Here is a 12,262-nt window from a genome sequence, read left to right as displayed (position 1 = left end):
GCCCTTGACGCGAAGGGGGACAGTGGTGAGGGACAGGGAGGCACACATGGACACCCACACCGGCCGCCGTCGCACCGACACCGACGCCGCGGATCGGCCCGCCGACCCCGCGTTCGAGCGCCGGCTGCTCGCCCAGGTCGAGCGGCTCATCGCCGAGCGCGGCTCGGTGCTGGCCGCTCAGGGCCGGTCCCTGGCCGATCTCGGCGACGTCGAGGAGTTCGCCGAGCGCATGGTCGCCGCCCTGCCCACGCGCCACCCCTACGACGAGTCCCTCGGCCCGTTCTACGACACCGCCGGCCTGGTCACCTGGCTCGGCGTGAGCCGCCAGGCGGTGGCCGACCGGGTCCGCCGGGGCACGCTGCTGGCCTGCCGCACCGCCGACGGGCACCTGCTCTACCCCTCCCTGCAGTTCGGCCGGGACGGTCAGGTGCGCCCGGGGGTCTTCGAGGCGGTGGGGGAGTTCACCCGCCGCGGCGTCGACGGCTGGGCGGTGGCGCTGTGGCTGACCACCGCCTCGGAGGCGTTCGAGGGGCACAGCGCCGTGGACTTCCTCGTGCTGCACCGGTCCTCGGCGGCCGCGGTGCAGCGGGTGGTCGAGGTGGCCACCGCCGACGCCCAGTCCTGGGTCGCATGAGCGCAGGCACCCCCGGCCCCCGCTCGCGCGAGGTCGTGGCACAGCAGGTGCCGCAGACCGCGCTGGCCGGGTTCCCGGCATACCGGCTCGAGCCGCGGACGGTGCTGTGCCGTGCGCACCTGGCGGCCAACGGGCCGTGGTGGTTCAGCCATGACGGCGGGGGCCGGTTCGACCTGCCCGCGCCGCGGGGCACCTGCTACCTCGCCACCGACCCGGCCGTCGCCGTGCGCGAGCGCCTCGGGGCGGTGCTGGGTGGCGTGCCCTACGTGCCGGTGTCCCTGCTGGAGGGGGTCGTCGTCTCCCGCCTGGGGGTCCCGGTCGCGCGGCGGCTGGCCAACCTGCGGGTGGCCCGAGCCGCCGAGTTCGGCGTCACCCGCGAGCTGGAGACGATGGTCCCGTATGCCGTGCCGCAGGCCTGGGCGCGCGCGCTCGCCGACGCCGCGATGGAGGGCGTGCGCTACGGACCGCGGTTCACCCCGGGAGCGGCGTCCTCGGTCGCCCTGTTCGACGAGGCGGGGGCCCGGGAATGGCCGAGCGACCCGACACCCGTTCCGGCCGTCGACGTCCCCGGAGGGCCCCACCCGATGCCCGCGCCGCACCGTGGCGACCTCACCGTGGTGCGACCGCCCGGCACCCGCACCCGGGGCCAGAAGGCCTGAGTGCCAACGATTCTGGCGCGGCGCCGCAACCGGTGACTAGCGCTCGGGGGTGTCCGGGGTGCGGTTCCACGACACGATGGCCGGGGTCTCGCGCTCCCAGCCGAGCTCGCTGAGGGAACCGGCGTGCAGGATGAGCTGCGCGGCCATCCGGGGCTCCTGGCGCAACCACACGGTCGCCAGCACCCGCAGGCAGTGGCCGTGCCCGACGAGGACCACGTCGCCCTCGGCGAGCGCCGGACGCACCCGGTCCAGGACCGCGCGGGTCCGGGCGGCCAGTGCCTCCAGGGTCTCCCCGGGGGTGTCACCGGCGGGGACGCCGTCGTCGAAGACGTTCCACGGCCGGCCCAGGCGCTCGCGGATCTCGGCGGTGGTCAGCCCCTCGTAGCCGCCGTAGTCCCACTCGACCAGGCGGTCGTCGACCTGGACCCCGGTCAGCCCGGCGAGGTCGGCCGTGCGCCGGGCCCGCTGCAGGGGGGAGCTCAGGGCCAGGGCGAACCGCCGGCCGTCGAGCAGCGTGGCCAGGGCCTTGGCGCCGGCCTCGCCCTCGGGGGTGAGCGGGACGTCGGTCAGCCCGGTGTGCCGGCCGGCGCGGGCCCACTCGGTCTGGCCATGACGTACGAGGAACAGCGAGCCGGATGACGGGTCGTGGGCAGCAGTCACTCTGGCAGGCTAGAGGCCATGGCTTCCCAGGAGCAGCACCGGTCCGTGTCCCTGCGCCGCACCGGGGAGGGCGAGCTGGTCGCCACGAACGCGCGTGGGGGAGAGCTCACCTTCGGCACGGGCGAGGAGGGCGGCTTCACCCCGGTGGAGCTGCTGCTGGCGGCGATCGGCGGGTGCACCGCACTCGACGTCGACGCGCTCACGTCCCGGCTGGCCGAGCCCGAGCGCTTCGAGCTCGTCGTGGGCGCCGAGAAGGTGCGCGACGCCGGGGGCAACCGCCTTCAGGACATCACGCTGACCTTCCACGTCACCTTCCCCGAGGGGGAGTCGGGGGACGCCGCCCGGGAGCGCCTGCCCGACGCTGCCGCGCGCTCGCACGACCGGTTGTGCACCGTCTCTCGGACCGTCGAGCTCGGCACCCCGGTGTCGTGGAGCCTGGCCGGCGACGCCTGACCGGGCGGCAGTTCGTCCCTTCTGTCACGATATGGCGCGTGTCTGCGCCAGAACCGTTCCTGTCCGAGCCAGAACCGGTGCTGCCCGCTGCAGCCGCCCCGGTGCGGCTCGCCCCAGCCCCTGCCACCCCGATCGCGGCCTGTCGACCGCTGCACACGGACTCCCTCGACCGGGACCACGCCGGTGCGATCGCGTTCGTGCTCAAGGCGATTGCCGACCCTATCCGGCTGCGGATGGTCAGCATCCTGCTCCGCGCGGAGGGGCGTCAGGCGACCGTTGCAGACCTCACCGCCGAGTTCGACCTGACCCAGCCGACGGTCTCGCACCACCTGAAGGTTCTCCACGAAGCCGGCGTGCTCGAGCGCAGCCGGCGCGGCGTGTGGGTCTGCTACCGCGTCCGGCCCGAGGCCATGGGGGCGTTGTCCCGGGTGTTCGAGGCGCCGCCGGACGGCGCCTGGTGAGGGCCCGCGAGTTCTGACGCGCCCCGGAGGGACGGTCCCGCAACCGCCGTGCGGGACCTCACCTGACTCCGGGTTGCGTGGCCCAGTTGCGCGGCGCAGGCTCGAGACATGGCTGATCTCAACGGCAAGACCATCGCGTTCCTCGTCGCCGGCGAAGGCATCGAGCAGGTCGAGCTCACCCACCCGTGGGAAGCCGCTGCCGCCGCCGGCGCCGCCACCGTCCTGCTGAGCCCGAAGGGCGGCTCGGTGCAGGCCTTCAACCACCTGGACAAGGCCGACACGTTCCCGGTCGACCGCCAGGTCGGCGAGGCCTCGGTCGCCGACTACGACGCCCTCGTGCTGCCCGGCGGGGTCGCCAACCCCGACGCGTTGCGACTCGACCGGGACGCCGTCGGGTTCGTGCGCCACTTCGTCGACTCCGGCAAGCCGGTGGCCGCCATCTGCCACGCGCCGTGGACGTTGGTCGAGGCGGGGGTGCTGGGCGGGCGCACGCTCACCTCGTGGCCGAGCCTGCGCACCGACATCACCAACGCGGGCGGCACGTGGGTCGACCAGGAGGTGGTGGTCGACGGCAACCTCATCACCAGCCGCAACCCCGACGACCTCAAGGCGTTCTCGGCGGCCCTGCTCGACGCCCTCGGCGGCTGACCCGAGCCCACGTCGTACCGGCCGGGACCGGGACCGGGGCCGGGAGCGGCCCGGTCCCGGCGGGGTCCTCTGGCAGGATCGCCGCATGAGCGCCTCCCGCACGTTCTCCTTCCGCACCCTCAACGTCTTCACCACCGGGTCCGACGACCCCTTCTCCGGCAACCCGCTGTGCGTCTTCGAGGACGCCCGAGGCCTGAGCACCGAGGAGATGCAGGCGCTGGCCCGGCAGCTGAACCTCAGCGAGACGACGTTCGTGCTGCCCGCCGGGGACGACAGCGCCACGGCGCAGGTGCGGATCTTCACGCCGACCTACGAGATGCCCTTCGCCGGACACCCGACCCTGGGGACCGCCCACGTGGTGCGTGACCTGCTCGGCACCGGGGACGAGGTCGTGCTGCGGGTGCCCGCCGGCGACATCCCGGTCAGGGCGGTCGGTGACCGCTGGACCCTGCGGGCGAAAGCCCCTGCGGCGCAACCGGTTCAGGCCACCCGTGAGCGGCTCGCCGCGATGGTCGGGCTCCCGGTCGAGGCCATCGGGGCGGAGCCACTGCTCGTCAACACCGGGGTCACCCAGCTCATCCTGCCCTTGCGCAGCGTCGAGGACGTGCGGGCCGCCTCGGCCGACCCACGGCTCCTGCGGGCGAACGCCTCGAGCCTGGGCGACGAGGCGCTGGTCTACGTCTGGGCGCCCGTCGACGACGAGGTGGTCGAGGCCAGGCTGTTCTTCACCCAGGGCGCGTCCGCGATCGAGGACCCCGCCACCGGTTCGGCCTGCGCCAACCTCGGCGGATGGTTCCACCTGCACGGCGAGCGGAGGCTGCGCCGGGTGGTCCACCAGGGCGCGCAGGTGGGTCGGCCCTCCGTGCTCGACCTGGAGGTCGACGACGAGGGGCAGATCCTCGTGACCGGCGAGGTGCGCCAGGTGGGAACCGGAAATTTCACTCTCTGAGTCGGGGACCGCCGGTAGGTTGCGGCCATGCCGACCTTCACCAGCCATGACGGCGCGATCCTGCACTACGACCTGATCGACGACGAGGCCTGCGGTGAGCCGCTGGTCGTCCTGGCCGGCGGCGCAGCACGCCACCCGGCATACCTGGGCGACCTGGCGGGGCTGTCCTCGGTGCGTCCCCTGGTCGTCCTTCACCAGCGGGGTGTCGGCGAGTCCGCCGAGGCTGGCCCGCTGATGGCGTGGCCAGAGCTCGCCCACGACGTCGAGGCCCTGCGCCGCCACCTCGGTGGGGGGCAGCAGGACCTGCTGGCGCACAGCGCGGGCACGCGGGTCGCCTTCGCGTATGCCGCATCGCACCCCCAGCACGTGCGTCGCCTGTGCCTCGTGACCCCTCCGGCGGACTACCTGGTGGACGTCGAGGACGACAGCAGGGCGATGGTCATGGCCCGCAGCGACGAGGAGTGGTTCCCCGCGTTCGCGGAGGCGGTGCCGGCACTGGAGGCGGCCAGCACCCCGCAGGAGCACCGGGCCCTGGCCCACCTCATCGCGCCGCTGGCGTGGGGGACGTGGGACGAGCAGGCCCGGGCGCACGAGGCGGTCGGGGACTTCTACCTCGACGCGGCCGGCGCCTTCTTCTCGGCGCCCGTGCCGGAGGCGTTGGCTGAGCGGCTGGCCTCGTGTGGCGCCCAGGTTCTCGTGCTGGCGGGGGAGCGGGACGCCCTGACCGGGCTCAAGCCGGTGCTCGCGGTGGCCGACCTGTTCCCGCGCAGCGGCGCCGTGGTCATCGAGGGCGCCGGCCACTACCCGTGGGTCGAGCGCCCGGAGGACTTCCGGTCCGCGGTCGACCCGTTCTTCGGCACGGACCGCGGCTGAGGTTGCTGTGCCGACCTACGTTGCCTTCCTGCGCGCCGTCAACGTCGGTGGGCGCTGGGTCAAGATGGCCGAGCTGCGGGATGCATTGCAGGACAATGGTTTCCGCGATGTCGAGAGCTACATACAGAGCGGCAACCTGCGCCTGACGAGCGCGATGCGGTCGGCCGCCCGGGTCGAGCGGGCCGTGGAGGAGGTGCTCCGCGAGGGCTGGAAGCTGGAGGTGCCCACGATGGTGCGCACCCCGGCCGAGCTTCGCTCCCTCGGCACGGCCCTGGCCGGCCTGGACACCCCGCTGCCCGGGCAGCCCCGCCGCTACGTGTCCTTCTTCAAGGACGAGCCGACCGACGGTGCCGTGCGGGCCCTGCACGCGTGGGACAGGGAGCATGAGCGAGTGCGGGTGCTCGGCCGGGAGGCGGTCATGTGGCTGAACCTGCCGGCCCACGAGGCCAAGCTGACCAACGCCAGGCTCGAGCGGCTCGGGGGCGCCCTCGCGACGACCCGCGACGTCAAGGTCGTGGACGAACTGGTGCAGCGCTGGGGCGGCTGAGCACCGCCCGCCCGGAGGACCGGGCGGGCGGTGGCCGTCAGTCGTTGCGGTGGTGGTGCTGACGGTGCGTCACCGCGATCATCGCCCACCAGGTCCGCGGGTCGAGCACGCCGGCCGCGTGGACGCCGTGGCTGCGCTGCCACGCCAGCAGGGACGCCGCCATGGACGGCGTGAACGTGCCGGTCCGCGGCAGGCCCAGGACCTGTTGGGCCGCAGCCACGCCCGCTCCGCTTGCGCCGGGCTCCAGCGTCGACCGTGACTGCTGGTAGAGCGCGCGGATCAGGTCGAGGCGGCTCAGCTCGGAGTAGGAGGGGCTCGGCGCTGGTGCCGGAGCCGGCGCGGGGGAGGGCGACGGCTCCGGCGTTGGTGCCGGGGCCGGCGTCGGCGCTGGTGCCGGGACCGGTGCTGGAGCCGGCGCGGGTGCCGGGACCGGGCTGGGCGTCGGGGCAGGCGCGGGCACGGGCGCGGGCGCGCCGTTGGCGAGGGCCCACAGGGCCGCGACGGTCCCGTTGAAGGCGCTGAGGTCGACCCGACCGCTGATGCCGGCGACCTTGCCGGCGTTGGTGTACTGCCAGAACGTGTAGCGGCTCCACCCGCCGGGCAGCGCGGTCGGGGGCCGGCTCGACCAGCTGGCCACCCACAGGTAGTAGGACCGGAACGCGGTGGAGTTGCCCATCGAGTGGGTCCAGAAATAGGGGGAGACGTAGACCATCGGCGTGCGGCCCGTGGTGGCCTTGACCCGCTTGAGCCAGGTCGAGACCCACGCGGTGAGCTGGGCCGGCTTGAGGCCGCCGGTGACCTCCAGGTCGAGCACGGGCGGCAGGTCGCCGCGTGCGCCGAGCTTGCCGGCGACCCGGACGAAGTAGTCGGCCTGGGCGGTGGCCGAGCCTCCCGCCAGGCTGGGCCGGGCGAAGTGGTAGGCGCCTCGGGCCATGCCCCTGGCGTGGACCGCGGCGAAGTCCCCGCGGAAGTACGGGTTGGTGTAGCCGGTGCCCTCGGTGGCCTTGACGAAGGCGAACGCGGCACCGCCGGTGGCGTTGGCCGCGCCCCAGTCGATGCTGAAGCCGCTCGGGTGCTGGTAGCTGGCGACGTCGGGCCCGATCACCTGGGCGTGGGCGATCGCCGGCCCCGACAGGCCGACGGCCGCGAGGGTTGCTGCCGCGAGCCGCAGCATCCGGACCCGGTTGCGGGCACGACGAAGTAGAGGTCTTGACATGGTTGGCTGGATCCCCTTGTTCCTGCTTGTTCTGCGCAAGCTCTCACGGCACCGCTGCTGGACCGCTCGCCTGGTGGGAGGAGCACCACGGGCGCCCTGGTGGGCGGGATGCTCCGACCCCCATGACGGTAGGTGCCGGGTCGGAACGGGGTGGCCAAACCTGACCAAATGCTGACCTTTCCCCGACCTGTGCCTGCCTTTGGTGTGATCCAGATACGGGCGAAGCGGACAAGAGCGGCATAGACGCCGCAGCACACGCCGCGCCCGGGGTCGGCAGCTGCCCGCTAGTCGTCGGCCATGGGGGAGTGGTCCACGGCGTCGGCCGCTGCGGACATCGACTCGTCCATGTAGATGGAGGTGGTCGACAAGTTGGCGTGGCCGGCGATCTGGGCGACGGTGGCGATGTCCACCCCGGAACGGGCCAGGATCGTCAGCGCGGTGTGTCGCAGCGCGTGGGGCGTGGCCCGGCGGTCGAGCTTGGCGCGGGTGTAGCGCTGGATGAGGTACTGCACGTCGCGGGGAGCCATCCGCCACCCCCGGACGGTGACGAACAGGGCGCGCTCGGCGTCGGCCACCCTGGTGCTGCGGGCCGTGTCGGCCGGGTCGGTCACCGCCGGGGGAGAGGGGCGCCCCTGCTCGAGGTAGGCGTTGATCGCCTCGACGGTGCGCCGCGTCAGCGGCAGGTCACGGTCCTTGCCGCCCTTGCCATGCACCCGCAGCACCGGGCGGTCGGTCTCCTCGTGCATCCGGATGTCGGTGCGGTTGGCGCCGCACAGCTCGGAGACGCGTGGCCCGGACTCGATCAGCAGCCGCAGGATCGCCTCGTCGCGCAGGGTCAGGCTCTGGTTGGCCCGGGGGTGGTCGACCGCCTTGGTCGACGGTGCGGCCCGCAACGTGCGCGCCTCGCCCGCCTGCAGGCCCAGGCGTGCACCGGACGCGCGCTTGGGGGTGCGTGGCGGGCTGAGCTTGAGCGTCGGGTCGACCTGGACGTATCCGCGGTCGGTCGCCCAGCGGAACAGCCCGCGGACCGCGGTGAACCAGCGAGCCCGGGCGTGCGGGCCGCGGCCCTGTGGCTGGCTGCCGTCCTGGCCCATCTTCACGCCCTTGGTGAAGCGGCGGTCGGGAGCCTTGGCCAGGCGGGTGAGGGCCACCTCGATGTCGTCGCCCTCGACGTCGTCGAGGACCGTGTCGGGGCCGAGGAGGGCCACGAACTCGGCGAGGTCGCGGGTGTAGGCGTGCAGGCTCGTGGGGCTCATCTCCGAGCGCATGACCCGGCGCTCGAGGGACTCCTGGTACTGGAGCACGGCGTCACGGACCGTGACGCGAGTCAGGGATGCGGGGGAGGCCATGGCTGGAATGTACCATTTGTTCGTGTATGACACATTACACGCACAAGTAAGACCACTTTCCTGCGTTTGGTCCCATTTGCGCTTCCAGACCCGACAGCCTGCCACGAGGCACTGACAGGCCTGCGGCATCCCGGAGGAGGTGGGCCGACCGGTGTCTGGTGTCCGGCCCGGCTGGCCGATGCCGCCGGCTGTCGGCCCGGTGCGCCGCCGTGGCTGCGTGTCCGCGCCCTGCGCCTGACACCACACGTTGCGCCGATGCCGTGGCGCGTGACGAGCCACCTGGCTGCATCTCGACCCACGGCGTCGTCCCGGTCGGCGTCGTCCCGGCTGCCAGCTCGCCGGTCGCATCATGCGGCTCATCCGCCGCGTCATCCATGGACACCAACAGCTGTCGGTGCGCGCCCAGGTCGGTGCCAGTCGTCTGCCGCAGCTGGCCAGCCGCACGACTCACCAGGAGTCGTCCGGTGGCCATGCTTCGCGTGGACAGGCGGTCTAGCAGTCATGCAGGCGGGTCGTGTTCCCGCCCCCTCGTCCGTCCCGGCGCTCAACCCGTAACGCCGATAATCGACATTATGTCATTTCACGTGGTGAGGGCACTCCTCCGTTCGATGCGGTGATGCTCGCCCGTCCGGCTGTGAGACCTGACCGCCGGCCTGACGCACCTGATGACGGCGCGTTCACGCAGACTGTGCCCCGCCCTCGCGTACGCTCCGCGGCCATGACTCCCGTGACGGCGGCGATCACCGACGACCTGGCACCCACCGGCACCCTGCGCGCCTCGATCAACCTCGGCAACCCGGTCCTCGCCCACGGCACTCCGTAGGCACCCGCCGGTGTCACCGTCGACCTCGCCCGAGAGCTCGCCGCGCGACTGCAGGTCCCCCTGGCGCTCCTCTGCTTCGACGCGGCCCGCCGCTCGTTCGAGGCGATGACCTCCGGGCTGGCTGACGTGTGCTTCCTGGCCATCGACCCGGCCCGCGAGGCCGAGGTGGCCTTCACCGCCCCGTACGTCGTCATCGAAGGCGTCTTCGCGGTCCCGCTCGACTCCCCCGTTCGTGCCCTCGCCGACGTGGATCGAACAGGTGTCCGCATCGGCGTCAAGCGCGGGTCCGCCTACGACCTGTTCCTCACCCGCACCCTCACCCACGCGTCCGTCGTGCGCGGCGTGGAAGGGGTGGCGGTGTTCCGCACGGAGGGCCTGGAGGTCGCCGCCGGCATCCGGCAGCCGATGACATCCTTCGTCGCCGCCCACCCCGACGTCCGGCTGCTCGAGGACCGCTTCATGCAGATCCGGCAGGCGGTGGGCACGACCACGAGCCGGCGCCCCGAGACCGTCGCGTTCCTGCACGACCTGGTCGAGGAGCTCAAGGCCAGCGGTTTCGTCGCCGAGGCCCTGGCCCGGGCTGGGCAGCACGACGCCGCCGTCGCCCCATCGGAGCGTCGCTGACCCCTACTCCCCCAGCCACTGCCCGTCGCGCATCAGGTCCCGGCCGCGCAGCTCGTTCTCCTCGCGCCAGGCCTGCACCCGCCGCGGCGTGACCCGGAAGTACGTGTAGTCCGTCGTGAGCTCGCGCGGGTCGAACCCGGTCCGCGCCGCGAACGCGTCCCCCAGCTCCTCGCTGACCTCGCCGGGACCCAGCGTCACCACAGCACCCTCGAGGAGCACCACGTCACGGGTCGCACCCAGCGCCACCCGCGCCCGGCCCGTGTCGGCCAGGTTGCGTCCCGTCGGGCTGGCGGCCGGCGTCGCGAACAGCAGGGACCGCCCGTCCCAGAGGAACGACAACGGCACGAGGTATGGCGTGCCGTCACCCGGGTGCGCGGTGGCCACCCAGGCGTCCACGTCCTGCTCCAGCCGCGCGATGGTGTCGCGCACACGCTCAGCGGTGCTGCGGGCAGGTGGTGTGGTCATCGCGGCCCTCCTGACTGGCCGCCGGGTGCGGCTCCCCCGCATCCTCCACCGCGCTGCGGGCCCCCGGAGTGAGCCACGCGGTCGCGAGCGCCTGGCCTCGGGACGACCGGGACAGCACGGAGGGCGGCGCCCATGACGGGTGCCGCCCTCCCCTGCGTCGTCAGTCCCGGAAGGCGTCCTTGACCTTCTCCCCCGCCTGCTTCAGGTCCGCCTTGCTCTGGTCGACCTGGCCCTCGGCCTGCAGCTGCTCGTCGTCGGTGGCCTCGCCGAGCGCCTGCTTGGCCTTGCCCTTGGCCGACTCCGCCGCGTTGCCGATCTTGTCGCTGAGTCCCATGTCACTCCTCCTGTCCTTGAGGAACCGAACCCCGCCACCCTCGCACGGACGGCTGAGGGGCGCAGCGCCGGACGGTCGGGATCGCCTCGTCCGTTCGGCCCGAAGACCTGTGGACAGCCCGGGCGACGCTCGCCCCGTGCCTAGCCTCGAAGAGGCGGGGGGCGTCCAGGCAAAGGGAAGGCTCAGCCATGCGGTCGGTATGCCGGGCAGTCGCCAGCGGCGCCCTCGCCGTGTCCCTGCTCGCGGCCGGCCTCGCCGGTGCCGGGGACGCCCTGGCCGCGCCGGCGCCGACCCCCGGCCCCACGGCTTCCCCCTCCCCGGGCTCGACCGCCGTCACCGCTGCGACCCCCACCGCGAGCGCCACACCCACGCCAGGGGTGGACGCCCAGCTGCCCGCCGGTGCCGGGGAACAACCGGCGCTGACCGCAGCGCAGCTGTCCAGCCAGATCGCGGCGGCCGATCGGCTCCGGGCCGGGCTGATCGCCTCGAGTGCCAAGGTCGCCACCGCCACGGCCCGCATCGACCGGTTGTCGAGCCAGTCGGCGACCGTGCTGGCCCAGCTGTCGGTGGCCCGGCGGGCCGAGGCGGCGGCGCGCGCCGAGGCGCTGCGCCAGCTCCAGCGGTTCCGCTCGCTGGACGCGGCGATGCAGGCCGACCAGGACAGCGTGGGCCGCTGGGCGCACGACGCCTACGTCAACGGTGGCCCCCTGGCCGACTACATGACCTTCATGCAGGTGCTGAGCACCCCCGACCCGGAGCAGGCCGCCGACCCCATGGCGATCCTGCAGTACGTCGCTGCGGCCCGGGGTCGGGCGCTGGACCGGCTGCAGGGGCTGACCGCGGCCCAGCAGGACGCCGCCGACCGGGCCGAGAGGGCCAGCCGGGAGGCGATCGCCGCGGCCGCACGGATCCAGGCAGCCAAGGTCCGGCTGGACGCCCTGCTGGCCCAGCAGCGCGCGGCCCTGGCCGACCTGCGCCAGGCCCAGGCCGACCAGCTGCTGGCCGCCGGGTCGGTGCGCGGGGCGCTGCTGCGCTCGCACGACCCCGAGGCACGGGCCGCCGACACCCGCCTGGCGCAGGCGCTGCAGACCCAGGGCGCCCAGGTCCTCGGGGACCCCGGCACCCCGTGCCACGCCAGCACGGCGACCTACCCGAACGGGCAGATCCCCCCCTCGGCGCTGTGCCCCCTGTATGCCTCGCCCGGCAAGGGGCTGCGCCCCGCGGCAGCCGCGGCGTTCAACGCCATGAGCCGCGCCTACGAGAAGGAGACCGGCTCGCCGCTGTGCGTCACCGACGCCTACCGCTCGCTCGCCGGGCAGGTCGCCGTGGCGCAGAGCCGTCCCGGCTTCGCGGCGGTCCCCGGCACGAGCAACCACGGGCTCGGCCTGGCCGTCGACCTCTGCGGCGGGGTGCAGAGCTTCGGCAGCAGCGCCCACTGGTGGATGCAGACCCACGCCCCGCTGTACGGCTGGTTCCACCCCGCGTGGGCGGAGCCGACCGGGGTGCTGCCGGAGCCGTGGCACTGGGAGTTCGCCCAGTGAGGCGTCCCACGGCCAGGACACGCGCC

Annotated in this window: 14 protein-coding genes and 1 pseudogene; 10 read left to right on the top strand and 5 right to left on the bottom strand. The window is 73.6% G+C overall.

Translation table 11 applies throughout. The annotated features are described in order from the left end of the window. Positions 1 to 46 precede the first annotated feature (46 nt). Together FB474_RS08540 and FB474_RS08535 are read left to right on the top strand one after the other, a co-directional pair. Entirely contained in the window at positions 47 to 634 is a 588-nt protein-coding gene (locus FB474_RS08540) for a hypothetical protein (protein WP_141788259.1), read from the top strand. Beyond that, on the top strand, positions 631 to 1,293 hold the full coding sequence (locus tag FB474_RS08535; protein ID WP_141788258.1) for an RES domain-containing protein: 663 nt from the start codon (positions 631 to 633) through the stop codon (positions 1,291 to 1,293). Before FB474_RS08540 ends, FB474_RS08535 begins: the two co-directional genes overlap by 4 nt. Positions 1,294 to 1,329: 36 nt before the next feature. Here the strand turns inward: FB474_RS08535 and FB474_RS08530 are convergent, their stop codons facing one another. Next, positions 1,330 to 1,953, bottom strand: coding sequence for a histidine phosphatase family protein (locus FB474_RS08530; RefSeq protein WP_141788257.1), 624 nt, complete (start codon positions 1,951 to 1,953; stop codon positions 1,330 to 1,332). A gap of 18 nt (positions 1,954 to 1,971) precedes the next feature. Between FB474_RS08530 and FB474_RS08525 the strand changes: the two genes are divergently transcribed. The 6 genes from FB474_RS08525 to FB474_RS08500 all read left to right on the top strand — a co-directional run bounded on the left by FB474_RS08525 (position 1,972) and on the right by FB474_RS08500 (position 5,884). Beyond that, positions 1,972 to 2,406, top strand: a complete 435-nt coding sequence (locus FB474_RS08525) for an OsmC family protein (RefSeq protein WP_141788256.1) — start codon at positions 1,972 to 1,974, stop codon at positions 2,404 to 2,406. A 38-nt stretch (positions 2,407 to 2,444) separates the two neighbouring features. Then, positions 2,445 to 2,867, top strand: coding sequence for an ArsR/SmtB family transcription factor (locus tag FB474_RS21160; RefSeq protein ID WP_246092095.1), 423 nt, complete (start codon positions 2,445 to 2,447; stop codon positions 2,865 to 2,867). 108 nt (positions 2,868 to 2,975) lie between these two features. After that, positions 2,976 to 3,515: a type 1 glutamine amidotransferase domain-containing protein gene (locus FB474_RS08515; RefSeq protein ID WP_141788255.1), complete on the top strand. Its 540-nt coding sequence runs from the start codon at positions 2,976 to 2,978 to the stop codon at positions 3,513 to 3,515. Positions 3,516 to 3,600: 85 nt separating this feature from the next. Continuing rightward, on the top strand, positions 3,601 to 4,464 hold the full coding sequence (locus FB474_RS08510) for a PhzF family phenazine biosynthesis protein (RefSeq protein WP_141788254.1): 864 nt from the start codon (positions 3,601 to 3,603) through the stop codon (positions 4,462 to 4,464). A 27-nt stretch (positions 4,465 to 4,491) separates the two neighbouring features. After that, positions 4,492 to 5,337 carry an alpha/beta fold hydrolase gene (locus FB474_RS08505; RefSeq protein ID WP_141788253.1) on the top strand — a complete coding sequence of 282 codons (846 nt, stop codon included), beginning with the start codon at positions 4,492 to 4,494 and terminating at the stop codon, positions 5,335 to 5,337. Positions 5,338 to 5,344: 7 nt separating this feature from the next. After that, positions 5,345 to 5,884 (top strand): DUF1697 domain-containing protein, encoded by a 540-nt coding sequence (locus FB474_RS08500; protein WP_141788252.1) that lies wholly within the window; start codon positions 5,345 to 5,347, stop codon positions 5,882 to 5,884. Between the two features lie 37 nt (positions 5,885 to 5,921). Here the strand turns inward: FB474_RS08500 and FB474_RS20745 are convergent, their stop codons facing one another. Both FB474_RS20745 and FB474_RS08485 read right to left on the bottom strand, forming a co-directional pair. Further along, positions 5,922 to 7,100, bottom strand: coding sequence for a GH25 family lysozyme (locus FB474_RS20745; protein ID WP_185746097.1), 1,179 nt, complete (start codon positions 7,098 to 7,100; stop codon positions 5,922 to 5,924). A 284-nt stretch (positions 7,101 to 7,384) separates the two neighbouring features. Next, a complete protein-coding gene (locus FB474_RS08485; protein WP_141788251.1) occupies positions 7,385 to 8,449 on the bottom strand; it encodes a tyrosine-type recombinase/integrase in 1,065 nt (354 codons plus the stop codon). A gap of 838 nt (positions 8,450 to 9,287) precedes the next feature. Between FB474_RS08485 and FB474_RS08480 the strand changes: the two are divergent. Then, a pseudogene (locus tag FB474_RS08480) lies at positions 9,288 to 9,896 on the top strand (transporter substrate-binding domain-containing protein); the annotation flags it as partial. A 3-nt stretch (positions 9,897 to 9,899) separates the two neighbouring features. Here the strand turns inward: FB474_RS08480 and FB474_RS08475 are convergent. Together FB474_RS08475 and FB474_RS08470 are read right to left on the bottom strand one after the other, a co-directional pair. Continuing rightward, a complete protein-coding gene (locus FB474_RS08475; RefSeq protein WP_141788250.1) occupies positions 9,900 to 10,361 on the bottom strand; it encodes a pyridoxamine 5'-phosphate oxidase family protein in 462 nt (153 codons plus the stop codon). A gap of 160 nt (positions 10,362 to 10,521) precedes the next feature. Continuing rightward, the gene (locus FB474_RS08470; protein ID WP_141788249.1) at positions 10,522 to 10,695 is read right to left on the bottom strand and encodes a CsbD family protein; all 174 of its coding nucleotides are present in this window, start codon (positions 10,693 to 10,695) and stop codon (positions 10,522 to 10,524) included. A gap of 188 nt (positions 10,696 to 10,883) precedes the next feature. Between FB474_RS08470 and FB474_RS08465 the strand changes: the two genes are divergently transcribed. Further along, complete coding sequence (locus tag FB474_RS08465; protein ID WP_141788248.1) at positions 10,884 to 12,236, top strand: M15 family metallopeptidase; 1,353 nt, start codon at positions 10,884 to 10,886, stop codon at positions 12,234 to 12,236. Positions 12,237 to 12,262: the final 26 nt, after the last annotated feature.

Origin of the sequence: Oryzihumus leptocrescens, assembly GCF_006716205.1 — a bacterium.
GTDB lineage: Bacteria > Actinomycetota > Actinomycetes > Actinomycetales > Dermatophilaceae > Oryzihumus > Oryzihumus leptocrescens.
This window is presented reverse-complemented; position numbering and strand designations above follow the sequence as displayed.